Origin of the sequence: Collimonas rhizosphaerae (assembly GCF_038896935.1) — a bacterium.
Lineage (GTDB): Bacteria > Pseudomonadota > Gammaproteobacteria > Burkholderiales > Burkholderiaceae_D > Collimonas > Collimonas rhizosphaerae.
Map to the genome: position 1 here is coordinate 201,869 of NZ_JBANDC010000005.1, position 23,181 is coordinate 225,049.

The window sequence follows — 23,181 nt, forward strand, 5'->3', positions numbered from 1 at the left end:
CATCGCAACTACAGTTGATTTATCTTTTGATAATGGCGAGGTAGTCGGGTATCAACAATCATTGACTCTAAAGTTCAAATACAGATGATCAATTGAGGCGTGTTTGTGGTGGGTACAAATGAAAAGCCGGACGGCGGCAGCCGGCTTTATTCAAGGCTTGGTGACGAGACCAATCACGGAAGTTAATGGGGCAGATAAGGAATTATTTTTGCGGGTATCAGTGCGGGTACATTTAATTTAAGATGAGAACAGACCGTTTTAGTAATTGGGTTTGCAAGAATTATTCAATTCCACCTATCGCACGTACAGAAACCCGCCTCTAGCCTAGTGCTGATGCGGGTTTTTTGTTTTATGGCGTCCATCGTTGTCCATTTACATCCGGCTTTTTTGCATCCATACTTTCATCCATGGATGCAAACCCCTGAACAGCTTGGATGCAAAATGCCTAAACTGGCCACTCCGCTCACAGATATACAGGTAAAAAGCGCAAAACCGAGGGACAAACCCTACACGCTGGCCGACGGTGGCGGTATGTATCTTGAGGTCATGCCGACCGGGTCGAAGATATGGCGCATGAGTTATCGCCAGGCGAACGGCAAAAACACCCGCCTCACATTCGGCGCCTACCCTGAAGTGTCCCTCTTGGATGCACGCAATAAGCGCATGGATGCAAAAAAGCTTAAAGCAGCAGGAAATGACCCCGCCCAAGCCAAGCGAATAGAAAAACAAAACAAAGCGACAGCCAATGCCAACACCTTCGAGGCCGTGGCGCGCGAGTGGCACACAAACAAACTCGACACCTGGCAACCAGGTACAGCGAGAAATATTCTGCTCCGGCTCGAAAAGGACGTTTTCCCATTAATAGGCAAACAGCCTATTGCAGACATCAGAGCTCCCGTCATGTTGGACGTGCTGCGCCAGATCGAGAAACGTGGCGCCCTGGAGATGGCCAAGCGACAAGGTCAGGTATGCGGCCAGATTTTCCGCTATGCGATTGCCGCCGGCAAAGCAGAGATCGATCCAGTGCCCAGCCTACGCGGCGCACTCAAGCAAACGTCCAAGGGGCATCACGCGGCGATCACACCGGATGAACTACCCGACTTCCTCCGCGCCTTTGAAAAGATCGAGGGGCGCATGTACACCCCCACGCGCATCATGTTCCGGTTGATGATGTTGACCTTCGTGCGCACCAGCGAATTGACGACAACGGAATGGTCTGAGATCGACATCGAAAATGAGGACTGGGTAATTCCTTGGCAGCGTATGAAAATGGGCAAGAAGAAACTGAACCCGCGCAAAGTCGATCACCACGTATTTCTACCGAGCCAGGGTTGGGAACTACTCAGAGAGCTCAAGGAACACACCGGCAACAGCAAGCATCTCTTCCCCAACCTGCGCAATCCAAGCGAGCCGGCGACTAACTACGGCATATTGGCTGCAGTGAAGCGCATGGGCTATAGCGGTAAGATGACTGGCCACGGGTTCCGATAATTGGCGATGGGCGTCATCAAAGAACGCCTGGGCTACCGTCATGAGGTCGTAGACCGCCAACTGTCCCACGCGTCTGGTGACACCTACAGCGAGGCATACGATCGCGCGCTATTCCTTGATGAGCGCAAGGTGATGATGCAGCAGTACGCGGATTACTTGTACTCGGCGGCCCGCGGCAAAGTCATAGCTGGAAAATTCGAGACGACGGCTTGACGCTGCTGTAGATCATTTGGTATCACGAAGGTAGAAATCCGCAGTCATATTATTTGAGCATCTTGTGGAGTTGATTCGATAGAAGCAATAACGACGCTTATCGGGTGCAGCAATTTATTGTGATCATTAATACGACCAGTGATTGTTTTTAGTATGTCGACAGTAATATCGTGCCTCCCGAATAGAAGGCCGTCAGGTGTCGATTTCTGATATTTAATAGATGCAACCTCTATCTTGACCGGAATGTCTTTTTGAAATTCTCCCCACATCCCGTGAACTAGGAGATTCCGATCTTGCGCAGTATCTATAATTTCGTCTAGCAACTTACTTGCATCTAATTCCAAATAAGCCAAGCTCGGAATTACTTTGAGCGCACGTTCCCACAATTTCTTTCTACTCTCCCATTGGGCCGGCAATTTATGACTGACTTCTTGAGCGCCCGCTAAACGCATCAAATTTAGTAACGTAAGGGTGAAATGCCCCTCAAGCCTGCCCCATGCAACCATAAGTATTCCGAGTTGATGATAGAAGTCGTTCGCCCCAGGAGGGTCTGTTGGCAACGGGGTTTTCAACACACTAAATTTAATTACATGTGCAGTTGGCTTGTCGGACTGATTTGTCATTATGCGTTCGCTCTCTTTTGGCAAGCCGTACTTCTTGCACCAACTCATATCAAAAATTACCGCGCCTCATCGCTCACTTGGAATGAGCTCATTTTTCTTGGACGGGGCAACCTGGCTGCGGATGATTGCGACATTCGGCCATCAAATTGACTAAAGCGTCACGCGCTGCGTCGTTGGCCACGCGACGCTCATGCTCCTCTTTACTGATCTCGTTGCCAAACGGGTCGTGGTATGACTCGCCGCACGCAGCAAAACTAATAACCAACAATGCGATGAAGATGGATTTTGTCATTTCGAGGCGACCTCCGTACGGCCCATAAAATTTAGAAATGCTTACGGCATGGGAATGCATTGAAAAGTGACACGACTGCCAATTCAACTGCCGGAAAATGCAATGCCGTAGGATGGTCAATCATGTCTTTTTCGACTATAGCAACTGCTTGAAGTAAAGTCGCGCCAGGTGGAGGGCAAATCAATGGAAGCCCATCGTTTCCCATTGTTAAGAGAGCCTTATTAGTCACCGCAAGAAATAGCGTTCTGCAAAAATCTACATCGCTCGGAACAATCTGACAGCCAGCCATTATTTGATTTCCCGTGACGTTCACTGCCTCCGCAGCGTTTTGAGCTTCCTGAGCAGAAGAAAGCTGCGGGAACATTCCTACAATCAGGGGAAATATAAGCAGCAGTGCTGAAATTATTCTTTTCATTTCCCCGTCCGGCAATATGGTTGTGTCGCTACGCACTATTACTCTCTGATTACGAATGTGCTTTTACAACGCGGAAAATTGCGACAGCCCCAAAACAGCCCGCGCTTGCTGTCTCGTTTTACCATCTTGATCCCGCACGACGCACACGTAGGGGTGGCGTAATCACCCTCGAACGCGAACTTGAGAAGTTCGGTTTGGCGTTCAGCCGATAACTCTTGGATCTTCTTTACAAAGCCTGGTCCGTCCAACAATTGCATAGGATTGGCGCCGCCGAATGCCACTGCATCTTTGCTGTATGAGCCAGTGGTAATGAACACGCCGCGTGAAACCTTCTCAGAGGTCATCACGCCTAGAAGCTCACGCACCTCTTTGACGCCAACCAACTGGGCATTCCAGGCTTTGCACTGCACGACTGCCAGCGGCTTGGCAGGATCGTGCTTGAACAATTTCACGTCAATTCCACCATCGGCGCCGCAGCGTATCGTTTCGGATTTGAAGCCGACAGCGTCGTAGTACTTCGCGCACAATAATTCGAACCGCTTCCATTCCAGGGCACGTAGCGCTTCCACGCTCCAGGTATCGAATCTACCTTTATCTCTTGTAACTTCATCGATGGTTTGGTTGGAAGCGCCCCAGCGGTTATCTAGAGTAGAAGCGGACGGCAGATTTGACGGTTCGCGCCTGAATCGCGATCGTTTGCTCGTATCAATGTTGTGGACAGTATTGCCGACCTTAGTAGTGGCAAAGGCAATGAGTCCTAGAAAGCCGAAGAACAACAGCGGCATCCAAGCTATCGCTTGCAGTCCTGTGGCGATACCCTTCAGGTAGAGATTGCCGGCCCACATCGCTGGCAGTATCCAGCGCATCCCCGTGAAGGCTATACATCCCACGAGCAAACTCACCCACGCAGGGAGTTTCACCAAGACGTCTATCAACCCTGCATTTGACCGTCGGCGCGCCATAGCTTCCTTTCCTCAACTCATTACAAACCCACCTGACTTCAATACAGAAGCTAGTGATCGGCTGAAAACCCAATGAATACGGTAGTCGTATTAAATAATCGTGATTTTGTATGCCATAAACAGAATGTGCGTCTAGTTATCCACAGGGCGTAAAAAACCGCCGAAGCGGTTGAGATGGGCGGGATTTTTAAGCGTAGCCCTCTAGCTTTACTCTACAAATTTATCAAGAAGCCAGCTAACTACCAAAATTGGGATGACAAATATTGCTCCTATGATCAAGGAGTTGGATGGATCAATAGATTGAGTAGCGCCATAAATTGCGAGTGCGGCGATTGCCGCAGATACCCACCTTCCAACTTTTGCAAGTGCTTGAATGCCAGTTTTGAAGCTCATACCTGTGCCCCTAGCAGCGCTGCCCATATAGGCAATTTTGGGTTGGTTGAGGCTGCCTGTATTGCTGAGGCTGCTGATAGAGGGTAGGCGCTGGCGCCTGGTAGAGGCTGGGCGAATTGTATTGATTGGGCTGAACGTGGCCCTGCTGACCCGTATAAGGGTTCACATTGCCCTGAGTGCTGTAATTATTCAGGGTGGTGTTATCCGGTGCGGTACGATGGTAGGGCTGCACATAGGTCCCATTGTTGCGCACGTAGCCAGGAACATAAACATCCTCAGCAAATGCCGACGCTGAACTGGAAGCGACCGCCAGCAATAAAAGTATTTTTTTCATTTTCTTCCCCTATTCGGCAAAATAGCGTGCCGTTGCGCTTTATTTTTTATCGCTTCGCAGACAGCAACTGACCGAGCAAGAAGCGGCTGAATTAAAAGCCCGCGTAGAGCGTGGCGACCAGAAAGCGCAGATCGCCAGAGACCTCGGGATCAGCCGAAACAGCCTATACAATTACTTGGGACGCCGCCCCTAAACAGGCCACGATCACACCGACATGGCCGTGCAGTGCTGCCGGCTTTTTCCCATCCGATCTAACCACACTCGTAGGATGCCTGCCTATGCGCCTTTACTACATGACCAACCTGAAACAGCGGTGAGCCACATCCTTCCAGAAAGGCGAATGCGTGTTGGCGCAGTTCGACAGGCTTAACGATCCGGCGTCAGGCGGACGGCGACCATATCCTGTGCTACCGCCTCGCCCAGCCGGATGCCCGCATCGAAGCCGCTGGCTACCAGGTCCACTGCGCTGTCGTCGAGCGAAATGTCGATTGCGACATCGGGGCACATGCGTCGATATTGCACGGTAAGCGGCTTGATCAGCAGCGCTCCCAAGGCGCGTGGCATGGTCAGGCGCAACGTGCCGCTCGGCCGGCCGCGTGAGGCGTGCAAGGCTGAGAACGCATCGTCGATCTGGTCAACGGCTGTGCGCAGGCTGGCGAACAAGGTTGCGCCGGCTTCAGTCAAGGCCACGTGGCGGGTGGTCCGTTGGAATAGCACTACGTCGTGGCGCAGTTCCAGTAACTTGACCGCCTTACTGACGGCGGTAGTGGTGACGTCGAGGCGCGTGGCCGCTGCTGTGAAGCTTTTCAGCTCGGCGACAGTCAGGAAGGCTTTCAGTCCATCGAAGGAGGTATCGGCCATGGTTTTGATTGTGAACTTGCAGGACAAGCCCAATATACCAGAATCATCTTTTTCTCTATAGTCGGCTTCACTATGATGAAATCTCCATCCACCATTGGAGAGTCAGCATGTCTCTTAACTTACCGACCGCAGTTGCGGCTTACTTCAAGGCCGCTAACAGCGGCAATTCAGATAGTGTTGCGCAGTGTTTTGCGGAAGACGCCGTTGTTCATGATGAGGGACGCGATATGCGCGGCCGTGCAGCCATCTTGGCGTGGAATGACGAAAACCAAAAGAAGTACGCAGCCGTTATGACGCCGCTCGAGGCGACAGGCTCGGCCAGCCAATTGAGCGTTGTCGCGCAGGTCGCCGGCACTTTTCCGGGCAGCCCGTTGCCATTGCGCTTTCATTTTGTGCTTGGAGACACGGGCATTTCGGCATTGGAGATTACATCATGAACACTGCCAATAGCAAAACGATATCTGTTGATCCAACCGAATTTGCCGGTAAGCGGGTGCTAGTCACGGGCGGCACCAAGGGCATGGGCGAAGCCATTGTCGAGAGGTTACGCAAGGGAGGCGCACATGTCGTCACCACGGCACGTCACCGGCCTGTGGGGTTGGCGAACGACGCCGACTTCGTTGCGGCCGATCTGAGTACTCCCGAGGGCAGTGCTACGGTGGCGCGTCACGTTCTGGAGCATCTCGGCGGCATCGATATTCTTGTCAGTAACGTGGGCGGATCGTCGGCGCCGGGAGGGGGTGCGCTGGCCTTGAGCGACGACGACTGGCAGTACGCTTTCGAGACTAACCTGTTTGCGGCAGTGCGCCTGGACCGCGTCCTGCTGCCGTCGATGGTGGCACAAGGTTCAGGCGTCATCGTACACATTTCGTCGATCCAACGCCGCCTTCCCTTGTTTGAAGCGACGCTCGCCTATGCTGCGGCCAAGGCAGCGCTCAGCAATTACAGCAAAGGGCTGTCGAACGAATTTAGCCCGAAAGGCATCCGCATCAATACCGTAGCACCCGGATTTATCGAGACCACTGCGGCCACCGAACTGATTCAACGTTTGGCCGAAACTTCGGGTACCAGCGAAGCGGTAGCGTTGACGATGCTGATGGATTCGTTGGGGGGCATCCCGCTCGGACGTCCGGGACGCCCGGAGGAAGTGGCAGAGTTGGTCGCCTTTCTCGTTTCCGAACGCTCGGCATCAATTACAGGCAGCGAGTATGTGATCGACGGTGGGACGATACCAACGGTGTAAGCACCGGGTCATCTATCTCCCCTTTAGCCAGGCTGGCGGCGCCTTGCTGTTCCATCTGCTGTCAAAGCTGTACGAGCACACCAGCGTCATTATTACCACCAACCTGAGCTTCGCCGAATGGTCAAATGTGTTCGGTGACGCCAAGATGACGACGGCGTTGCTTGATCGCATAACCCACCACTGCTATATCCTGGAGACGGGGAACGAGTCCTACCGATTCCAGCACAGCAGCATGGCTACTAAGGGGCGAGTCAAGGCGAGGGAGAAGATGTGCAGGAGCGGAGGGCAAATCCGGAGTGACGGTGAAAGCGGATAAGATGCGCTAGCTCGAACTTGACCTGGCGGAATATGTCAGGTCAAATCTAACGCAGCCCTTTCCGGCAGTGACTGGGATCGAACCCGGCCGGTGGGCGATGACCACGCCCCCCTTAACGTACGATTTTTTCCGAATTCTGTGCGCGCCCCATTTTCAAAACCTTTAGGCTGGCGCGGGCCACACTGGAGCTTGAAGCAGTGGGTGATCCTTCAAAGCTTCGGCGATGAAGTCGACGAATGCGCGCACCGGGCCGGGCAGATGCTTGCGGTCGCGGAAGCAGACGAAGTATTCCAAGGGCTCCGGGTCAGCAAGCGTCTGCACTGGTCCGTCGGCGGCCAGAAACAACGGCTCCAACAGGCCGGCCTCAATCAAAGGGTTGGCAATGAAGGTGCTGAGTCGGGTCACCCCTGCACTGGCCACGGCCAAGGCTGCCAGGGTGTCGATGTCGTTGCAAACCGTAGCGATGCGGAGTGTGGGCGCGAAACGCATACCGTCGCGCAGAAACGGCCACTGCACAACGCGCCCGTCCAGTGGCCTGCGAAAGGTCAAGCAGGAATGTGCTGCCAGATCTTCGGGCGTGGTGGGGCGGCCATGTTGCTGGAGATAGCCAGGTGCCGCGCATAGCAGAATGGGTGAAGTGCCGATCCGCCGCGCCACCAGGCCGGGCTCCAGCACATCGCGGTAACGGATGCTGGCATCCACTTCCTCTTTCACGTGGTCTACGCTGCGATCGACCATCAGCATTTCCAGGTTCACCTGGGGATAGCGCGCCAAAAAAGCCGGTATGAGTGGTGCCACCACGTGGCGGCCAAAAGCAACGGAGCAGGAGAGCTTGAGCCGCCCCTGCACGGCATCCTGCAGCGCCGAGAGTTCGGATTTGGCGTAGGCCAGTCCATCGAGCAAGGGGCTGACATGAGCAAAGTACACCTCACCAGCTGCCGTCAGAGCCTGCGAGCGGGTGGTGCGCGTGAGCAGCCGCGTGCCGAGTTCCTTTTCCAGTCGGCCCAGGTTCTGGCTGGCGGCTGCAGCACTAATGCCCAACTGCCGTGCCGCAGCGGCGATGCTGCCGCCTTCCACCGCCCGGACGAAGGTTTCGATGCCACGCAAATTAGACATATTTTTCTTAGTCATGGAGTCTTAGATTCTTAAGTTTAGCTTATTAGTGAAAATGCCTGTGGCGGGCTAGTGCGCAGGCGCGGCGGTCGTTAAAGTTGCGGTCTCAACTTAGACTGGATCACGAAAGGTTCACACCAACCACTTACTGGAAACTCACATGTCAAACGACCTCATCGGTGGCGTCTTCTTCAGTGTTGCAGGCACTTCGCCCAGTCCGAGGGCCATGGCTAAGTCGTCGATTGCCGCAATGCTGTGCATCGCAGCCAGTCTAGCCATCTCGGCAACCTTCTCTGTTGTTGCTTCAAGATCGAGCATGCGCATTGTTCCGAGACCTTTGGCCAATTAATCCAGGCGCTCTTCATTGTCGGGTGGTTCAAGTTTGGCAACAAGTTCAACCGACCTGGCCATCGAGCGACCAAGTCCGTCGCGGCGCGAGCCGTTTGCCAGCTGCAGCGGTATTTTTAAAGGGCGTGTTTGTCTCCATCATGGATGCACTTCACGCTTCATTGATTGAGACCACACATAAGAGGATTTGCACGATGGATTTAAAACTGGATGGTAAGACAGCACTCGTCACGGGAAGCAGCAAGGGAATCGGAGAGGCCATAGCGATTGCGCTGGCTGCAGAACGCGCGACTGTCGTCGTTCACGGCCGCGACCGAGAACTCGCGGCAGAGGTAGCCAGCAAAATCATCGCCAACGGCGGGCGAGCGTACGTGGTAATTGGAGATTTGACGAGCGAAGCCGAGGTGGATCGCCTCATCCACGAAGCCGAGCAAGTCGCCGGCGCGATCGACATCGTGGTCAACAACGCAGGTGGCTCGGGGGGGAGCAAAGAAGGCTGGATCGACACAACTGCCTCTTCTTGGGCCTCGGCTTACGACAGAAACGTATTGGCGGCCCTGCGGGTGACGACACGCCTGTTGCCCCAAATGCAGCAAGCCGGGTGGGGACGAGTCGTGAATATCTCCAGCTTGGCAGCCGCAATGCCACCTGCGTCGGCGCCCGACTATTCCGCGAGCAAGGCGGCCATGAACGCAATGACTTCATCGATGGCGAAGGCTGTGGCAGCGTTTGGCGTCACCGTCAACGCAGTCTCACCTGGAACGATTCACAGCGCGGCTCTGGATAGCCGTTTCCGCGAAGTTGCACGAGAACGCGGCTTAGCGATTTCGGACGCGCCCTGGCAGGATGTCGAGCGCAACGTACTTCCCATGTTTGCGCAGGTTCCAATGGCGCGGGTCGGAAGGCTCGAAGAAATTGCAAGCGCGGTCGCCTTTCTGGTCAGCCCTATTGCCGGATACATCACGGGCGTCAATTTGCGGGTCGATGGTGGCCTTTGGCCAGGTCTGTAAGCCGTCAACTTGGAGACCTGCCAAAAGCGAGAGCCGTTATGGTATGCCTCCATCCGGTCGTCGATCCGGTCCACTAGACGAGGCATCGCCCAGCTCGATGAGATCCCGGTGGAAAATTCAATGACTTGACGCCGAAAGTCAGACAAGACGCGCGTCTTACGTCGAAAAAATGATTTGATCGTTTGATCAAATGGGGCAGCTCCAGGCCGTGATCGTTCGCCGCATAGGCCAAGAGGGTTTGGGGAGGCAGGCGTCGATCCAATGACAGTGTCAGGGGCCTTGGTACGAGGCAGGCGACCTGGAGTCGTCAAATCTTCGAAGTATCCCTTCAAGAGGTGCGAGTTTTCGTCTGCATCAGGTATGCCCGTTTCATCGATCGGAATCTTCATTCCGGAATTTATAAGTTTAGCTTAGTAGTGAAAGTGCCTGTGGCGGGCTAGTGCGCAGGCGTCGCGGCCTTTAAGGTTGAGGTCTTCTGGATGATGAACCCGCCTAACTGCCAATGCAAAACGATGCTGCCTATGACGATCCGAAGGTCTTGCCCGCGACCGTGCAAGCAGGCGTGGGTCGGCTCACTGGACTCGGCTGGTTCCGGACCAGCTTGCCCCACTGTTTCCTGTCGTCATTTTTTTTACTCTACCAGTTAGTCAGCTCCACCTCATCAGTCTCGAAAGCTCTTGCGGCGCAGCTTTTACCGACTTTCATTCCAAAGCGCCCATCACTCGCGACCCCCGTGTCGCATAGGAAAATTTTATGCATCCACCCAAACTTTCTAAACTTTCCAAGCTTTTGGCCATCATCGTGACAAGCGCAATGTTGACGATCAACGCCTTGCCGACAGCGCTCGCTGCCGGTCCGGGCGACCAAGTGCGTGTGCGCGGCACCGTCGTGGCGCTGACAGGCGACCAGTTGCAAGTTAAATCGCGCGACGGAAGTGCCATCACCGTGACGCTCAAAGCCGGCTGGGCTGCCTCGGGAGTGGCCAAGGCGAGCATCAGCGACATCAAGCCCGGCGACTATGTGGGCATCGCGTCCCTGCCGAAATCGGAAGGCGGTGATGGCGCGCTCGAGGTGCTCATCCTGCCACCCCAACTCAAGGGCGCGGGAGAGGGTAGCTACGGATATGACTTGAAGCCGAACAGCACGATGACCAACGCAACGGTGGCTGACGCCGTCAAGACGGTCAGTGGCAGCACCGTCACGGTGAGCTATCACGGCAAGGAGAAGAAGATCTCGATCTCCGAGCGCACTCCGATTGTCACCCTGGCCCCGGCCACGGCTGAGGATGTCAAGCCAGGAGCCGTCGTCTTCATCAATGCCGAAAAGGGCACCAACGGGAAGCTCTCGGCAATGCAGATCGTTGTCGGCAAAAACGGCGTTGTGCCGCCAATGTAAGAAAGACTTGCTTGGCTGGCTCGCACCAGCCAAGTGATATCTCTTTATGACAATTACAAACTCTACTCCAGTAGTGACGCCATCTGCGGCACGTCGACAATTCATTCGACGACATTCGGCAACTGTGCGCATCACTCACTGGCTCAACGTGGTGTGCTTCTCGTTCCTGCTTTTAAGCGGATTGCAGATATTCAATGCGCATCCGCGCCTGTACTGGGGACAATACGGTGCCGATGCAGATCAAGCCTTCATCGCAATAAGTGCGACGCAAAGTGGCAATGTGCTGCAGGGCTTCTTTCAGATCGGTCCGCTAAGCATTCCAACCACAGGGTTTCTCGGTGTCTCCGAGGAAGGCGGTAGCGCCACTGCGCGGGCGTTTCCCGTCTGGCTTACCATCCCCTCGTATCACGACCTTGGGGCCGGCCGACACTGGCACTTTTTCTTCGCTTGGCTGCTCGTTTTCAACGGCTTGATTTACTTGGCGCACGGGGTTTGGCGCGGGCATTTTCGCCGCGACCTTTTGCCGAGCGAAGGTCAGCTGACACCCCAGCACTTGTGGCAGGAGATTTTTGACCATGCGCGCCTGCGCTTTGCTCGCGGCGAAGCTGCGCGTCGCTATAACGCCCTGCAGAAGCTCAGCTATTTGGTAGTGATATTTGGACTGCTTCCGTTGATGGTGTTGACCGGATTGACGATGTCGCCCGGGCTTGACGCAGCACTTCACTTCCTGCCTGATTTGTTCGGCGGACGCCCTTCCGCGCGCACGCTACACTTCATCAGCGCGTTCCTGCTGGTGTTGTTCGTCGTCGTCCATGTAGTGATGGTGATCGTATCGGGACTGTGGAACAACCTGCGGTCGATGCTCAGTGGACGCTACGCCATCAATGACGAAGGAGCCGCACGATGACACCGCACTTTTCACGCCGCAGATTTTTGGCTGGCCTCGCCTCAGGGGCTGGGGTGCTCGCCCTCGCCGGCTGCGACCGCCTGGCCCAGAACGCCGATGTGGATGCAGTACTGCGCAACACCGAAAAGCTGACGATGGGTAGCCAGCGTGCTCTACTTCCTCGTCAGCGCTTGGCGCGCGAATACGCCGAAACCGATCTCTCGCCAGTATTCCGGGCCAATGGCACCCAGATGCCTGACTCAGAGGAATACGCCCATTTGCTGGAACGCGAGTTCGCAGACTGGCGGCTGCAGGTAGACGGGCTCGTGCAGCGACCACAAAGCCTGTCGCTAGCAGAACTGAAACGCTTCCCTTCGCGGACCCAGATCACGCGGCACGACTGTGTCGAGGGATGGAGCGCTATCGGCAAGTGGCAAGGGGTTCCCCTCGCACATGTGCTCGATGCGGCAGGCCTGAAGCCAGGCGCCCGCTATGTGGTGCTCCATTGCGCCGATGAACTGGAGAAGGCGCTCGACGGCAGTGGCCGCTACTACGAGAGCATCGATCTGCTAGATGCCTACCACCCACAGACGATTCTCGCGTATGGCATGAATGGGGAGGCTCTGCCGGTTCCGCACGGTGCACCGCTGCGACTACGAGTCGAGCGCCAGTTGGGCTACAAGCACGCGAAATATTTGATGCGCATCGAAGTCGTCGATGCATTCAGCGCACAGTTTGGCGGCAAGGGCGGTTACTGGGAGGATCGTGGCTATGAGTGGTACGCCGGAATTTGATCACAAGGATTTCTTAATGACTCACATACCTATTTCCGATGCAGCTCATGGATCTACGGCGGGTGACCGACGCCCGCTGCTGGTGTCAGCGATGGCCGCCGGACTGCCCGCGATTGAAACGCCACTCGACTCTTTGCGCCTACAGCGGTGCCCTACATCAAATAACTCACTCAAGCCCATACGCCATCAAGGCGAGGCAGCTATCCACTTTTCTAGTTAAACAAATAGGAGAAACACATGACCGATACCAACCTCGAGCAGCAGACTTTCCCGCAGGGAAACCAGTGGCTGAAACCCTATTATTTTTCCCGGGCGGCATTCTCAGTCGTCTGGGTCGCCGCCGCGTTCACGGTGGGCAAAAGCGTGCCTGCGGTCTCTGCAGCTTTGCTTCTTCTCTATCCCGCTTGGGACGCTGTGGCAAACTTGATGGACGCAAAGCGCAACGGGGGGCTGAAGAGAAATCCGACGCAGGCTCTCAATGTGGCCGTTAGCGCAATGACGACGGTTGCGGTCGCGGTTGCGCTCGGAATGAGCATGAATGCGGTGCTCGTCGTGTTCGGGATTTGGGCGGCTTTGGCGGGGCTCTTTCAACTTGCGACCGCTGTGCGCCGCTGGAGAAACTATGGCGCGCAATGGGTGATGATCCTCAGCGGCGGGCAGTCCGCGCTCGCGGGCGTCATCTTCATTAAGCAAGCAAACGGCTCGAACGCGCCCAGCATCACCGCCATCGCCCCCTATGCGGCCTTTGGCGCCTTCTATTTTCTCGTATCTGCCATCTGGCTGACGATATCGGACGCAAGGCGCCGCAAAGCAGCTTTCATCAGGGATTGATCCGATGCGGAGGATCGCCGCACATTTTGGCATTGGTTATTTGGGCATTGGTTGCATGATGTTTCTGCTGATCAAACACTTGAATCTTCCTTGCCCGGGACTGATTACAACATTCTTGTCGGCAGTCATCTTGGCAAGCTTGATGCTTGGTTTGCTCCTGGGGGCATTCCATGAATAATGCAACTCAAGACATCACCGTGAAGTTGCGCGACCACGTCACATTCGACACCTACGAAGACATCCAGGCCGGCTATGCCACAGTGGCGGCGATCGGCGATGCGCAACTGGCCTTGCTGCCGGGTATCTCAGGAATCAGCGGTCACGCTCCTGGAATGGTCGGTCATGCTGCCGGAATACGCACCAGCAATTTGAGGCTGCACCAACACTGACGTAGGAGGCTCGCTATCGTGCTGGCCTCCTACGCACTCCATTTTAATTTGGCAGCTTACGCGGACGTCCAGCCTTACTACGACGGACACCAGGCATCTCACCGCGACCAAACACGCGACGGCGATTCGACACTTTCTTCCGCAGGTATTGATCCTTCTTCGTCAGATACTTCACCACTTTCAACAAGTTAGCGCGCAACTCGTCATCGCCATGGCTGATCATGCCGATGCCCAGGTATTTATATTTACCTTTGTCTGCATTGCAGTTGTGAAACGTGCCACGACCAGCAGTGATACGCTCCACCCAGTATTTACCGATCAGATCGGCCAGATAAGGATCATGCCAAACCTTCGAACCAGCGAAGAACAAGATGCAGTGGAAATGGCGCCCTTTTTCAACACCGTTCTCCAGCTTCCAGATGTGGCCTACAAGCCCTTTGAAGAGTTTGTTGCTGCGGGTGTTGTTGAGCAGACGGTCGAGGTCCTTACCCGCCACATTTCGCAGAATGTCAATGCCGCGGCAGCAGGGACATGATGCTTCAGGAATGCAAGGAAGCAATCACAACGTTTGGACAGTGGGCCGCCGAGCTTCGGTTGGTCGGAGTACGAACAAGCGCACCGAGAAACATCTCCAGAGCAAGAATGAGGGTCAATGCTTGCTATACCTTAGGTGGAGTTCTGGCTGGAGGCGTTCATCAAATTGGTACGCAGGTTGACGATGGCTTTTTGCAGCACGCGGAATTCCTCGGGCGCCAGGCCGGATGCCTTGGCCGTCACCTCGCGGAAGGCGAAGGCCTTTTCCCTCAGCTCCCTCCCCGTTTCAGTAAGCGACACGAGCACGCTGCGCTCGTCCTCGCTGTCGCGCTCGCGGCGCACATAGCCCATCGCTTCCAGCCGTTTCAGCATGGGCGTCATCGTGCTCGGTTCCAGGAACAGCTTTTCGCTCAGCCCCTTGACGGTCTGGTTGTCCTCTTCCCAAAGGCAAATGATGGTGACGTATTGCGGGTAAGTGAGCCCGAGTTTTTCCAGCACGGGCTTATAGACGCGCGAATAAGCGAGGTTGGTCGAATAGACGGCAAAGCACATGAAGTCGCCGAGCCTGGCAATGTCTTTGCTGGGGTTAGATTTGTTGCTCATTTAATATCTTCCAAAAATTATTTATCGAAGTAATGATTATCGTACTTGAAAATTGCAGCGAGCTCGGATATATTTACCTTCATAATAATTATGACGATAATTAATTATTGCTGCTGGCCACGCCGTATCGATTGCAGCAAGAACCTGAAAACCACCCCACCATCACCGGAGAAAGCAAATGCGCCAATACCTCAACAACCATCGCCGCCTCGTCCTTGCCACTGTCGCGTTCGCCCTTGCCGGCGCTCAGTTTGCATTGCCAGGAACAGCCAAAGCCCAATCCGCAAGCGCAGTGGCGAGCGTGACTGCAACGGCAAGCCACGGGCTGGTTAGCTTCAAGTCCATCAAGCAGATCAACGCCGGCGACCTCAACGTCGGCTACGTTGACGAAGGCCCGGCCAACGGCCCGGTAGTCATCCTGCTGCACGGCTGGCCGTATGACATCAACAGCTTTATCGACGTCGTGCCCCTGCTGACCAACGCCGGCTATCGTGTGATCGTGCCGCACCTGCGCGGCTACGGCACCACGCGTTTCCTCGACCCCAATGCAGTGCGCAACGGCCAGCCGGCGGCGCTTGCCTCCGACGTCGTCGCGCTGATGGATGCGCTGAAGATAGACAAGGCCGTCCTCGCCGGTTACGACTGGGGCGCTCGCACGGCCGATATCGTTGCTGCGCTGTGGCCGCAACGCGTCAAGGGCCTGGTTTCCGTCAGCGGCTATTTGATCGGCAGCCAGGAAGCCGGCAAGCAAGTCTTGCCGCCGAACGCCGAGCAGCAATGGTGGTACCAGTTTTATTTCGCTACTGAGCGAGGCCGCGCCGGCTATGAAAAGAACCGCCACGATTTCGCCAAGCTCATCTGGCAAACGGCGTCGCCGCAATGGCACTTCGACGATGCCACTTTCGACCGCAGTGCCGCGAACCTGGAAAATCCTGACCATGTAGCAGTAACCATCCACAATTATCGCTGGCGCCTCGGCCTGGCAAATGGCGAAGCGAAATACAACGAACTGGAAGCACGGTTGGCGAAGTTCCCGTCCATTGCGGTGCCGGCCATCACCATGGAAGGCGATGCCAACGGTGCGCCTCACCCTGAGGCCGCCGCATACGCCAAGCGTTTCACCGGGAAGTACAAGCATGAGCTTGTCACCGGCGGCATCGGCCATAACCTGCCGCAAGAAGCTCCACGCGCATTTGCCGATGCCGTGATCGAAGTCGATCATTTCTGATGATGATCTGGATGGCATCCCGCCTGCAGGTGCCAGCGCTCATTGGCATTCACCCGTTCATCCGCAGCATGTCATTGCAGTTTTGCATCACTCAATCACTTGAAAGGAAACATCATGAACAGGATCGACAAAGTTCTCTATACCGGTAAGACACGCACCACCGGCGGCCGCGACGGCGCCGCGCAAAGCGACGATGGCCGTCTCGACATCACGTTGTCCCCTCCCGGCAGCCACGGCGCGGGTACCAACCCTGAGCAGCTCTTCGCCGCCGGCTGGTCGGCCTGCTTCATAGGCGCCATGGGGCGGGCCGCCAAGGACAAGAATCTCTCCCTGCCGGCTGGCACCGCCGTCGATGCCGAAGTCGACCTCGGCACCGGAAACGATGGCTTCCTCTTGCAGGCACGCCTCAAAGTAAGTCTGCCCGGCCTGTCAGGCGATGCTGCACAAGACTTGATCGATGCCGCACATCAGATCTGCCCATACTCGAAAATGACTCGCGGCAACATCGACGTGAGTGTCGTCCTGGCCTGAGGCAATGTCGACCTATCCCGATAAGGAACCCAACATGATTGCCAAGAAACTATTGATCTCCATTGCCGCTTCCGCATCGTTTGCTGCCGTCCTGCCGCCGGCCAGCGTCCGGTGACTGTCGCTGCACTCTATGAGGCATCGAACGGTACTGCCTGGAAGCAGCTGCCCTCTTATTTTGTGTATGGCACTGCCGACAAGAACATTCCTGTCGAGGCTCTGCGCTTTATGGCCAAGCGCGCCAGCGCGAAGGATGTCGTCGAAGTGAAAGGCGCTTCTCACGTACTCATGGTCTCCCGGCCGGATGCAGTGGCCAAGGTGATTGAAGAAGCCGCCGGCAACAAGTAAGTCGTTAATCCAAAAATGCCTCAAAAAGACCTGTAGTTACATAAAAAAACCCGCATTCAGCTCAGTGCCGATGCGGGTTTTTGTTTATTTTCTCGCCAGTTCTAATTGGTACAAATTACCGGCGCAGAGATATTGCCTTGAGCAGCCAAACGCCTTACGGCGTTTCAAAGACTCCTCTGAAATCTGGCTTCCCGGCCTATCGTCCAGCCCAGCAATCCGCAGACGTAGCAGTAGCACCAGTCACATTCCGAAGGCCGGTATTGTCCAATGTAAAAGTACCGCACTTGTCAGCGGTCCCAGCCGGGATTGCCGACAACGTATATGTAGTTCCGGCGCCGGCACTGATGCTCAGGTTGTACTTCGTAGTTCCGCTCAGTGGCGACTTAGGCACATACAACGCTGCGCCTGCGATCGGATAGCTGTTGTTGACCGTGAACTGCTGCTGCATCCAGTTGGCATTCTGCAATAATGCCGCCATCGCAGCAGCGCGATCGCCTCGCTGTACATACTGGCGGTAGCTTGGAATGGCGATTGCAGCAAGCACGGCAATGACGGCAACCACAATCATCAATTCGATCAGAGTGAAGCCACGCCGCTTGCTAGATTTTCCGTATGTCATCAATACTCCCTTGGCCACGACAAGTAACTGCAATAATTAATTCGGCTTGATTGGCAACTGGTGCCAGGTACGAACCGCTCCATATCCCGTGTGAATCTTGAGTTCGTCAGGCGTCCCGCCATCCAGCGGATTGCCTTTCTGGGCCCAGTCGCCGTTACCGAGAGAGGCGGAAGATGTGTTGGTATTGGTGGCTTTCATGGTTACCGAGCTCAAAAGCGTGCCGTTCACAGATACCGCCAAAATCCCGTTTTTATATATCTTGGTGTTGGGCGATGCGCCGCCCGTCAGGTAATCGGAAGCCAAGGTTTGCGAAACGCCGCCGCTGACGCAGATATCACCGACGGGCGCCAGAGTCGTTGTCAGCAGGACGATGTTATCCAGAATCTGCAAATCGCCCACTACACGCTCCCCGCTCGCAGGGAAATCGACGTACCAGCCGAACTTTGCGCTCCAGTCAACCGGTGTATTTGTCAGCGTGCGGCCAAGGAGCACGCCATTGGCATCAAGCTGGTCCGTCAAGGTTTGCACCTGCAAGGCCGAGCGTCCCGTGACCTTGGCTGCGGTCGTGGTCGAAGTAGAACTATCCCAGATGCCATACAAGCTCTGTACCTGGGTAACCGCCTTATCGGTCGCCGCCAGATACTTACCTGTGCCGATCGTAACCAGGTACCCACCTAAAGGATGCGCAGCCACGACGGGTTTTTGCACGATAGGCTGCACCACGGCTGGCGATGCCGCATCCTTCGCTGTAAATAATGTGCTGCTGGTCCAGTTCGCTGCAGAGGTATCGCTCAGATTGAATCTCCACAGGTTTCCGGCAAGATCGCCGGCGTAGGCGCCAATCAGTTCGCGATTGTCGTTAAAAACCAGGGCTGGCGCCGACAAGCCGTTCGCCGTACCGCCCAGGGCAAACTCCTTGATTACGCTGCCATCTGCCAAATTGACGACAAAAAGGGAAGCCACGCCGGTTGCGCTGTCATAACCGTTGCCGAATACCACACCCCATTGACCAGTGGTCAAACGGACGATGGTCGATTGGCCCAGCACAAGGCCCAAATTGGCGAAACCGGTATCAGCAGAACTTTTTTCCCATTTCACACTGGCTGTGCCAAGGGAACCCGGGCTGGTGACATCCAGGGCAAACACGCTAGGCGCGCCGGCGCCGGTGGAGCCGACCACATAGGTTTTCCAGGCCGCGGCGGAACCCGTTCCAAAATACGCATCTCCTTCAGACAGGGGGCCATCGACGTAATACTGGTGCGAATTGCTGGGGCTGCTAAGCGTCTTCAGTTTGCTGTATATCGCATTCGGGACGTAAGCAAATGTCTCGACGCCGGTACTGGCATTGAATGCATGCAGCATGCCGTCATTGGCGCCTACATACAGCATTGGCGTACGCGACGACTTGCCGCTTACGAAGGTGTTATAGGTCGCTCCGCCCCCGGCGAAACTTGAAAAATAATAGCCAAAGTCAGAAGACTGGACATACAACGGCGACGAGTTAACGATATCGCCCAATTTATTGGCACGATAACGATAGACCCCTGGACCTGCCCCGCCGGCCGTTTGTTCGTTGCTGCCATCGCCACGCAAGTAATCCAGGACCGTCGATGCCGACAAGGCCGTCTGCTGTGCGGTTGTCAAATTAGTCCAGGTAAAGGCTACTGCGGCGGGCGTCGTTGCCGACGGATTCCAGGTCACGATATTACGGCTGGCTGGAGCCGGCAGCAAATCTGCCGCATCTTTCCCTCCCCATGCCTGGGCTCCCGTGGTGCCGTCGGCATTCAGGCTATATGCCTTCAGGTGCCCGATCCATGTGCCCGATTCAAAACCTGGAACGTATATCAGGCTGCTGCTGCTCACTTTTCCAAGGCTTACCGAGACGGCGGAGGCCGCGCCTGGCTGCTTGGAGATATTGTTCAACACGCTGGTCAGGCCGCTTTCAAGATCGGTAGGATTGCGGGCGCTGAAATAACTCCCGCGCCCGTTGACTGCCGCATGCCACAGATCGTCGATGGTAGTGTTGGTGTTGGCCACTGGAGTAGGCCAGGAGGTCGGTACCGAATTGGGGGTATACGTGAGTGATCCATTGGCTCCCAGGCCGATGGTGAATGTCGTCATATGCTGCCAGGTCGCGGTATCGGTGGTATTGGTCGGTTTGACGTTGTTGGTAAGCGTTGTCCGCAAATCATTGGTGTAATAATAGTTGGTTATATCCGCAAGATAGGTGCCAACGGACGAGGCCGGGAAATTGGTGTCGCCGGAACTGTCATTCCAGAAGCCGTCGGTCGACATGATGTGATAGCTGGCGCGGCAACTGACTAAAGTTGAATCGGTCGCGGTATTCCGATAAGGATCGTTATTCGTATAATCGAAACCGCTGAGAGTACCTTGGTAAAGCTGTCCGATCCGGTTCATTTGCGTACGCAGCGGCGTACCTTGATTCGGACTGATCGCATACAACTTGGCGTAAAACGACTGCTTTTGGGTCGAATTAAAATCACGGATCGTCAGCCAGTCGGGACCATCCGTAACGTCGGTGTTGTTGTAGCCGACAGAGCCGTCTGAGCCAATCGAGTTGATGGTATTGAAGCCTACCCGGAATTTAGGAGGATTGACTGGGGAAACCACCGGATCGATGCCGGAAAAAGCCAGCCCCAGGGCCGTCTTAGTCATCAAGATCCGGGTACGGGCATAGGAAAACCAGTTGGCGAAATTCTGTATTTCCTGGGCATATGTGCAGGTTGTGCCAGTGCCGCAGTCGGTCCGTGTTGACGCTTTCGGATAAGTCGCTACCGACGAAATGATATCCGTTCTGGTGTAGTTGGTAGCAGTGTCCTGGCCACTGCTGCCGTCAGGTGCTCCGCTGCCCACCCATGTGTAATAGAAAGCGTATTGTGCAATGGCCTGCGTATATGTATTATCCGCAGGATTGCAGTTGGGAGTTGCTCCTCTGCCCGACGGCTTAAAGTATGCGCTGAAGCTACTTGGATCGTAGAGCGGCAATGTGATCGCGACACCCGGTTTGATAAAACACTGCGCAGCGACGTTAAGCGTGCTGGTCGTTCCCCCTGCGGTAGGATACGGGTCGATCCGGGCGCTGGCCACGGAAGTAGCCATCTTTGTCCCGTCATATAACACCCCCGGGGTGTATGTTGTCGCCGGATTGTAATAGATGCCGTTATAGGCGCTGGCATAATACGCGCGCAGAGTTTTTGCTGAATTAAATTCAGCCGTGGCGTCGGTTCCGGTCACCGATCCCCACACCATGCTGCCCGAATTATCAAGCGTGTACATGATATTAGGGTTGGGAGGCTGCACCACGAACAGCGGTGTCTGCGATACCGCAGCTGAAGCCAGGCCCGAGGCCAGCGCCATCAGCATGCAGATGCAACGCGCCTGGAATCTGTGCAGCTGGCCGCCTGTCGCATGGCCTGAAAAAATAGTTCGTGGCATGGAGACTCTTCCTATCTCAATCAAAATTTTAAGTAGCTTTGCAGGAGTACGACTGCATTGTTGCTAGCCCCTGTACCGCGCGCCGTAATCCGGTACACCTGGATTCCGTCGTCTTTCTTCAGCTGTGTCGGATCCAGCCTGAGGGTGCCCTTTACATCTTCCACCATGCATCTCGGCAATGTATTCACGCCGCCAGCAGGCAGTGCGCCGGCAATGGCAATCGAGTTGGAGCCTTGCCAGTTCGTCACGTCATCCCACAAATTTGTCGTGGTCGACGGCGTCAAGATGGTCGGCTTGCTAGCGGAATTGGTGAGCATGGCGTTTTCACAGAAACGCAACGCCTGCTCCGCAGCCTGAAAAGCCAGTTCCTGGTTGCGCGTGTTGCCGGCCATCTTTTCACCCAGCGTGACATTGCGTATGGCGGTGATGCCGATCAGCAGCATGACCACCACAAAGATGAGGACGATCGGTAGCGCAACACCTGTTTGCGGAAATTTTTTCTTTATCATGATGGCTTCAATAAGTTCGCGCTTTGGGCTATGTCAAGCTGGGTGCCGCGCGGTTTCGCAAGGTAAACGTGCGCGTCAAGGTTGCATGCAGTTTTTTATCCGTAGCCGTGGTGCTGGCGCCTGCGCAATTCTGGTAGGTCTGCGCTGCGGTTGTCACAATATTTTCACTGTGGACTTCCAGGCATACCGTGATGCTGACCAGCTGATTCCAGCCTCCCTTGTTCGCGGCATTGAGAGGCAAGGCAGAGACCGCGCTGGCGGTTGACAGGAATTGCGAGGCGGCATAAACGCCGGTGGTATCGACGCCGTAGGTAAGCACCATGTGATCGACATTGTTCAATATCGGCTGCGAAACCGTGTTGCCGTTGCCGTTGCAAAACAACGACGATGAAGTCTCACCGCTCTTGGTCGCAATAAAGAAACTATTGACCGCGGTGCCGCCGGCATTGTTGCCATTGCAATCCGCTCCAATGCCGGAAATCGGGCTGTTGGTGCTGTCATAGGCATCAACTGAGTAAGAGACCGTAAATCCCGGTTCGCCGGCTGTGCCTGAACAAGTAAAACTGGGCGTCGCGGCAAGCGGGGAAGCAAAGCCGTTGTCGCAAGCAACCAAACCCTTGCCGGTAAAGCTGGTGGTGCTCACGGTTCTCATTGCGCCATAACCTGCCTGCATCAGATTCCTGCCGATCAAGGTCAAGGCATAGTTGCCGTCTTCCTGCAGGCGCGCATTATCGTCGTTCAAACGGAAGCTGGCCTTGCTGTTCAGGTACAGGCTGCTGATGAATATGATCAGGACCATGCCGATCACGATCGACACCATCAATTCGACCAGGGTAAAGCCGGATATGCCACGGCGATTGACAGCGCCGGCCTGCGGACTGAGAAGATTGTTCATGGCAAGAAAGTTGTCGAAAAACAGCGAATGTTTGATTTGTCCGTACCCGAGGCAAAAGCAGCGGCACGGCAATTTGCACCGGCGGCGCTGCCGTCGCCCGGCTCGTTGAAATACACGGTGACGACGAAACCGCCGGTCAGGGTTCCCGACACCTCGCCCCAGCCGCCCGCAACCGCCTGGCTCAAGGCCTGTCGCCAGTTGTAAAGATCTGCCTGCGCGACCTTGTCCGGAGTACAGGCTGCACTGGCGCAGTTCGGCAGGCTTGCGGGCAAGGCGCCATATGTATCGGTTGTCACGTAACTGCCCAATTTAGCCCCGGCGACATTGGCCCGCATCCGATCAGCCATGTCCGCGCTGTACTGGCTCGCCAAGGAGCGGAATTGCGCCGTCTTCTGGTATTTCAGGGACGTTACCTGCAAGCCCGCGAGGCCAAGCAAGGCAAACGAGGCGATGGTGATCGAAATCAGCACCTCGATCATGCCAACGCCACGCTGCCGGTTTCGGCTTGACGGCAATCTATTTTTGATAAAAGCCATATCTCTCATCTCTCTT

At 55.4% G+C, this 23,181-nt stretch carries 30 protein-coding genes and 1 pseudogene; 15 read left to right on the plus strand and 16 right to left on the minus strand.

Features of this window, described 5'->3' with window-relative positions:
* Positions 1–441: 441 nt before the first annotated feature.
* Positions 442–1,491: a tyrosine-type recombinase/integrase gene (locus V8G57_RS09095; protein WP_342829089.1), complete on the plus strand. Its 1,050-nt coding sequence runs from the start codon at positions 442–444 to the stop codon at positions 1,489–1,491.
* A gap of 6 nt (positions 1,492–1,497) precedes the next feature.
* Positions 1,498–1,704, plus strand: coding sequence for a hypothetical protein (locus V8G57_RS09100; protein WP_342829090.1), 207 nt, complete (start codon positions 1,498–1,500; stop codon positions 1,702–1,704).
* A gap of 44 nt (positions 1,705–1,748) precedes the next feature.
* Here V8G57_RS09100 and V8G57_RS09105 read toward each other — a convergent pair whose 3' ends face one another.
* From V8G57_RS09105 to V8G57_RS09130, 6 genes are all read right to left on the minus strand, one after another.
* Positions 1,749–2,327, minus strand: coding sequence for a hypothetical protein (locus V8G57_RS09105; RefSeq protein ID WP_342829091.1), 579 nt, complete (start codon positions 2,325–2,327; stop codon positions 1,749–1,751).
* Between the two features lie 88 nt (positions 2,328–2,415).
* The gene (locus V8G57_RS09110) at positions 2,416–2,619 is read right to left on the minus strand and encodes a hypothetical protein (protein WP_342829092.1); all 204 of its coding nucleotides are present in this window, start codon (positions 2,617–2,619) and stop codon (positions 2,416–2,418) included.
* 31 nt (positions 2,620–2,650) lie between these two features.
* Positions 2,651–3,034: a Rap1a/Tai family immunity protein gene (locus tag V8G57_RS09115; RefSeq protein ID WP_342829093.1), complete on the minus strand. Its 384-nt coding sequence runs from the start codon at positions 3,032–3,034 to the stop codon at positions 2,651–2,653.
* 38 nt (positions 3,035–3,072) lie between these two features.
* Positions 3,073–3,954: a restriction endonuclease gene (locus tag V8G57_RS09120; protein ID WP_342829227.1), complete on the minus strand. Its 882-nt coding sequence runs from the start codon at positions 3,952–3,954 to the stop codon at positions 3,073–3,075.
* A gap of 249 nt (positions 3,955–4,203) precedes the next feature.
* Positions 4,204–4,389 carry a hypothetical protein gene (locus V8G57_RS09125; RefSeq protein ID WP_342829094.1) on the minus strand — a complete coding sequence of 62 codons (186 nt, stop codon included), beginning with the start codon at positions 4,387–4,389 and terminating at the stop codon, positions 4,204–4,206.
* Positions 4,390–4,399: 10 nt separating this feature from the next.
* Positions 4,400–4,723, minus strand: a complete 324-nt coding sequence (locus V8G57_RS09130; protein WP_342829096.1) for a hypothetical protein — start codon at positions 4,721–4,723, stop codon at positions 4,400–4,402.
* 67 nt (positions 4,724–4,790) lie between these two features.
* Here V8G57_RS09130 and V8G57_RS26245 point away from each other — a divergent pair, with 67 nt between their 5' ends.
* Complete coding sequence (locus V8G57_RS26245; RefSeq protein ID WP_425458259.1) at positions 4,791–4,916, plus strand: helix-turn-helix domain-containing protein; 126 nt, start codon at positions 4,791–4,793, stop codon at positions 4,914–4,916.
* Between the two features lie 173 nt (positions 4,917–5,089).
* Here the strand turns inward: V8G57_RS26245 and V8G57_RS09135 are convergent, their stop codons facing one another.
* A complete protein-coding gene (locus V8G57_RS09135) occupies positions 5,090–5,584 on the minus strand; it encodes a LysR family transcriptional regulator (protein ID WP_342829097.1) in 495 nt (164 codons plus the stop codon).
* Positions 5,585–5,691: 107 nt separating this feature from the next.
* On the opposite strand from V8G57_RS09135, the gene V8G57_RS09140 reads away from it, so the two are divergent.
* The 3 genes and pseudogenes from V8G57_RS09140 to V8G57_RS09150 form a co-directional block, all read left to right on the plus strand.
* Positions 5,692–6,021 carry a nuclear transport factor 2 family protein gene (locus tag V8G57_RS09140; protein ID WP_342829098.1) on the plus strand — a complete coding sequence of 110 codons (330 nt, stop codon included), beginning with the start codon at positions 5,692–5,694 and terminating at the stop codon, positions 6,019–6,021.
* Positions 6,018–6,827, plus strand: coding sequence for an SDR family oxidoreductase (locus V8G57_RS09145; RefSeq protein ID WP_342829100.1), 810 nt, complete (start codon positions 6,018–6,020; stop codon positions 6,825–6,827). Before V8G57_RS09140 ends, V8G57_RS09145 begins: the two co-directional genes overlap by 4 nt.
* Before the next feature lie 13 nt (positions 6,828–6,840).
* Positions 6,841–7,143, plus strand: a pseudogene (locus V8G57_RS09150) (ATP-binding protein); the annotation flags it as partial.
* 162 nt (positions 7,144–7,305) lie between these two features.
* On the opposite strand, the gene V8G57_RS09155 reads toward V8G57_RS09150, so the two are convergent.
* Entirely contained in the window at positions 7,306–8,274 is a 969-nt protein-coding gene (locus V8G57_RS09155; protein ID WP_342829101.1) for a LysR family transcriptional regulator, read from the minus strand.
* A 138-nt stretch (positions 8,275–8,412) separates the two neighbouring features.
* The gene (locus tag V8G57_RS09160) at positions 8,413–8,574 is read right to left on the minus strand and encodes a hypothetical protein (protein ID WP_342829102.1); all 162 of its coding nucleotides are present in this window, start codon (positions 8,572–8,574) and stop codon (positions 8,413–8,415) included.
* A 224-nt stretch (positions 8,575–8,798) separates the two neighbouring features.
* Here V8G57_RS09160 and V8G57_RS09165 point away from each other — a divergent pair, with 224 nt between their 5' ends.
* From V8G57_RS09165 to V8G57_RS09190, 6 genes are all read left to right on the plus strand, one after another.
* Positions 8,799–9,614: an SDR family NAD(P)-dependent oxidoreductase gene (locus tag V8G57_RS09165; RefSeq protein WP_342829103.1), complete on the plus strand. Its 816-nt coding sequence runs from the start codon at positions 8,799–8,801 to the stop codon at positions 9,612–9,614.
* Between the two features lie 753 nt (positions 9,615–10,367).
* A complete protein-coding gene (locus V8G57_RS09170) occupies positions 10,368–11,009 on the plus strand; it encodes a hypothetical protein (RefSeq protein ID WP_342829104.1) in 642 nt (213 codons plus the stop codon).
* Between the two features lie 46 nt (positions 11,010–11,055).
* Positions 11,056–11,916 carry a cytochrome b/b6 domain-containing protein gene (locus tag V8G57_RS09175; RefSeq protein WP_342829105.1) on the plus strand — a complete coding sequence of 287 codons (861 nt, stop codon included), beginning with the start codon at positions 11,056–11,058 and terminating at the stop codon, positions 11,914–11,916.
* Complete coding sequence (locus tag V8G57_RS09180; protein WP_342829107.1) at positions 11,913–12,689, plus strand: molybdopterin-binding protein; 777 nt, start codon at positions 11,913–11,915, stop codon at positions 12,687–12,689. Before V8G57_RS09175 ends, V8G57_RS09180 begins: the two co-directional genes overlap by 4 nt.
* Before the next feature lie 237 nt (positions 12,690–12,926).
* Entirely contained in the window at positions 12,927–13,520 is a 594-nt protein-coding gene (locus V8G57_RS09185) for a DUF308 domain-containing protein (RefSeq protein WP_342829108.1), read from the plus strand.
* Positions 13,521–13,690: 170 nt separating this feature from the next.
* A complete protein-coding gene (locus V8G57_RS09190) occupies positions 13,691–13,909 on the plus strand; it encodes a hypothetical protein (protein WP_342829109.1) in 219 nt (72 codons plus the stop codon).
* 43 nt (positions 13,910–13,952) lie between these two features.
* Here V8G57_RS09190 and V8G57_RS09195 read toward each other — a convergent pair whose 3' ends face one another.
* Together V8G57_RS09195 and V8G57_RS09200 are read right to left on the minus strand one after the other, a co-directional pair.
* Positions 13,953–14,405, minus strand: coding sequence for a YagK/YfjJ domain-containing protein (locus tag V8G57_RS09195; RefSeq protein ID WP_342829110.1), 453 nt, complete (start codon positions 14,403–14,405; stop codon positions 13,953–13,955).
* 170 nt (positions 14,406–14,575) lie between these two features.
* Positions 14,576–15,046, minus strand: coding sequence for a MarR family winged helix-turn-helix transcriptional regulator (locus V8G57_RS09200; RefSeq protein ID WP_342829111.1), 471 nt, complete (start codon positions 15,044–15,046; stop codon positions 14,576–14,578).
* 178 nt (positions 15,047–15,224) lie between these two features.
* Between V8G57_RS09200 and V8G57_RS09205 the strand changes: the two genes are divergently transcribed.
* From V8G57_RS09205 to V8G57_RS09215, 3 genes are all read left to right on the plus strand, one after another.
* Positions 15,225–16,274, plus strand: a complete 1,050-nt coding sequence (locus V8G57_RS09205; protein ID WP_342829112.1) for an alpha/beta fold hydrolase — start codon at positions 15,225–15,227, stop codon at positions 16,272–16,274.
* A 114-nt stretch (positions 16,275–16,388) separates the two neighbouring features.
* A complete protein-coding gene (locus tag V8G57_RS09210) occupies positions 16,389–16,805 on the plus strand; it encodes an organic hydroperoxide resistance protein (RefSeq protein ID WP_342829113.1) in 417 nt (138 codons plus the stop codon).
* Positions 16,806–16,916: 111 nt separating this feature from the next.
* Positions 16,917–17,150 carry an alpha/beta fold hydrolase gene (locus tag V8G57_RS09215; RefSeq protein ID WP_342829114.1) on the plus strand — a complete coding sequence of 78 codons (234 nt, stop codon included), beginning with the start codon at positions 16,917–16,919 and terminating at the stop codon, positions 17,148–17,150.
* 196 nt (positions 17,151–17,346) lie between these two features.
* Here the strand turns inward: V8G57_RS09215 and V8G57_RS09220 are convergent, their stop codons facing one another.
* From V8G57_RS09220 to pilV, 5 genes are read right to left on the minus strand one after another with little or no spacing between them, the layout of a single operon-like run.
* A complete protein-coding gene (locus V8G57_RS09220) occupies positions 17,347–17,769 on the minus strand; it encodes a type IV pilin protein (protein WP_342829115.1) in 423 nt (140 codons plus the stop codon).
* Between the two features lie 36 nt (positions 17,770–17,805).
* A complete protein-coding gene (locus tag V8G57_RS09225) occupies positions 17,806–21,225 on the minus strand; it encodes a pilus assembly protein (protein WP_342829116.1) in 3,420 nt (1,139 codons plus the stop codon).
* A gap of 20 nt (positions 21,226–21,245) precedes the next feature.
* Positions 21,246–21,734 carry a pilus assembly PilX family protein gene (locus V8G57_RS09230; RefSeq protein ID WP_342829117.1) on the minus strand — a complete coding sequence of 163 codons (489 nt, stop codon included), beginning with the start codon at positions 21,732–21,734 and terminating at the stop codon, positions 21,246–21,248.
* Between the two features lie 28 nt (positions 21,735–21,762).
* Positions 21,763–22,629, minus strand: coding sequence for a PilW family protein (locus V8G57_RS09235; RefSeq protein WP_342829118.1), 867 nt, complete (start codon positions 22,627–22,629; stop codon positions 21,763–21,765).
* Complete coding sequence (gene pilV / locus V8G57_RS09240; protein ID WP_342829119.1) at positions 22,626–23,165, minus strand: type IV pilus modification protein PilV; 540 nt, start codon at positions 23,163–23,165, stop codon at positions 22,626–22,628. The genes V8G57_RS09235 and pilV overlap by 4 nt, the downstream gene beginning before the upstream one ends.
* Between the last annotated feature and the right edge of the window lie 16 nt (positions 23,166–23,181).

Bases quoted from the DNA above. Each gene is read 5' to 3' on its own strand.
- V8G57_RS09095 (WP_342829089.1), top strand. From the start codon at position 442: ATGCCTAAACTGGCCACTCCGCTCACAGATATACAGGTAAAAAGCGCA.
- V8G57_RS09100 (WP_342829090.1), top strand. From the start codon at position 1,498: ATGGGCGTCATCAAAGAACGCCTGGGCTACCGTCATGAGGTCGTAGAC.
- V8G57_RS09105 (WP_342829091.1), bottom strand. From the start codon at position 2,327: ATGACAAATCAGTCCGACAAGCCAACTGCACATGTAATTAAATTTAGT.
- V8G57_RS09110 (WP_342829092.1), bottom strand. From the start codon at position 2,619: ATGACAAAATCCATCTTCATCGCATTGTTGGTTATTAGTTTTGCTGCG.
- V8G57_RS09115 (WP_342829093.1), bottom strand. From the start codon at position 3,034: ATGAAAAGAATAATTTCAGCACTGCTGCTTATATTTCCCCTGATTGTA.
- V8G57_RS09125 (WP_342829094.1), bottom strand. From the start codon at position 4,389: ATGAGCTTCAAAACTGGCATTCAAGCACTTGCAAAAGTTGGAAGGTGG.
- V8G57_RS09130 (WP_342829096.1), bottom strand. From the start codon at position 4,723: ATGAAAAAAATACTTTTATTGCTGGCGGTCGCTTCCAGTTCAGCGTCG.
- V8G57_RS09135 (WP_342829097.1), bottom strand. From the start codon at position 5,584: ATGGCCGATACCTCCTTCGATGGACTGAAAGCCTTCCTGACTGTCGCC.
- V8G57_RS09140 (WP_342829098.1), top strand. From the start codon at position 5,692: ATGTCTCTTAACTTACCGACCGCAGTTGCGGCTTACTTCAAGGCCGCT.
- V8G57_RS09145 (WP_342829100.1), top strand. From the start codon at position 6,018: ATGAACACTGCCAATAGCAAAACGATATCTGTTGATCCAACCGAATTT.
- V8G57_RS09155 (WP_342829101.1), bottom strand. From the start codon at position 8,274: ATGACTAAGAAAAATATGTCTAATTTGCGTGGCATCGAAACCTTCGTC.
- V8G57_RS09160 (WP_342829102.1), bottom strand. From the start codon at position 8,574: ATGCTCGATCTTGAAGCAACAACAGAGAAGGTTGCCGAGATGGCTAGA.
- V8G57_RS09165 (WP_342829103.1), top strand. From the start codon at position 8,799: ATGGATTTAAAACTGGATGGTAAGACAGCACTCGTCACGGGAAGCAGC.
- V8G57_RS09170 (WP_342829104.1), top strand. From the start codon at position 10,368: ATGCATCCACCCAAACTTTCTAAACTTTCCAAGCTTTTGGCCATCATC.
- V8G57_RS09175 (WP_342829105.1), top strand. From the start codon at position 11,056: ATGACAATTACAAACTCTACTCCAGTAGTGACGCCATCTGCGGCACGT.
- V8G57_RS09180 (WP_342829107.1), top strand. From the start codon at position 11,913: ATGACACCGCACTTTTCACGCCGCAGATTTTTGGCTGGCCTCGCCTCA.
- V8G57_RS09185 (WP_342829108.1), top strand. From the start codon at position 12,927: ATGACCGATACCAACCTCGAGCAGCAGACTTTCCCGCAGGGAAACCAG.
- V8G57_RS09190 (WP_342829109.1), top strand. From the start codon at position 13,691: ATGAATAATGCAACTCAAGACATCACCGTGAAGTTGCGCGACCACGTC.
- V8G57_RS09200 (WP_342829111.1), bottom strand. From the start codon at position 15,046: ATGAGCAACAAATCTAACCCCAGCAAAGACATTGCCAGGCTCGGCGAC.
- V8G57_RS09205 (WP_342829112.1), top strand. From the start codon at position 15,225: ATGCGCCAATACCTCAACAACCATCGCCGCCTCGTCCTTGCCACTGTC.
- V8G57_RS09210 (WP_342829113.1), top strand. From the start codon at position 16,389: ATGAACAGGATCGACAAAGTTCTCTATACCGGTAAGACACGCACCACC.
- V8G57_RS09220 (WP_342829115.1), bottom strand. From the start codon at position 17,769: ATGACATACGGAAAATCTAGCAAGCGGCGTGGCTTCACTCTGATCGAA.
- V8G57_RS09225 (WP_342829116.1), bottom strand. From the start codon at position 21,225: ATGCCACGAACTATTTTTTCAGGCCATGCGACAGGCGGCCAGCTGCAC.
- V8G57_RS09230 (WP_342829117.1), bottom strand. From the start codon at position 21,734: ATGATAAAGAAAAAATTTCCGCAAACAGGTGTTGCGCTACCGATCGTC.
- V8G57_RS09235 (WP_342829118.1), bottom strand. From the start codon at position 22,629: ATGAACAATCTTCTCAGTCCGCAGGCCGGCGCTGTCAATCGCCGTGGC.
- pilV (WP_342829119.1), bottom strand. From the start codon at position 23,165: ATGGCTTTTATCAAAAATAGATTGCCGTCAAGCCGAAACCGGCAGCGT.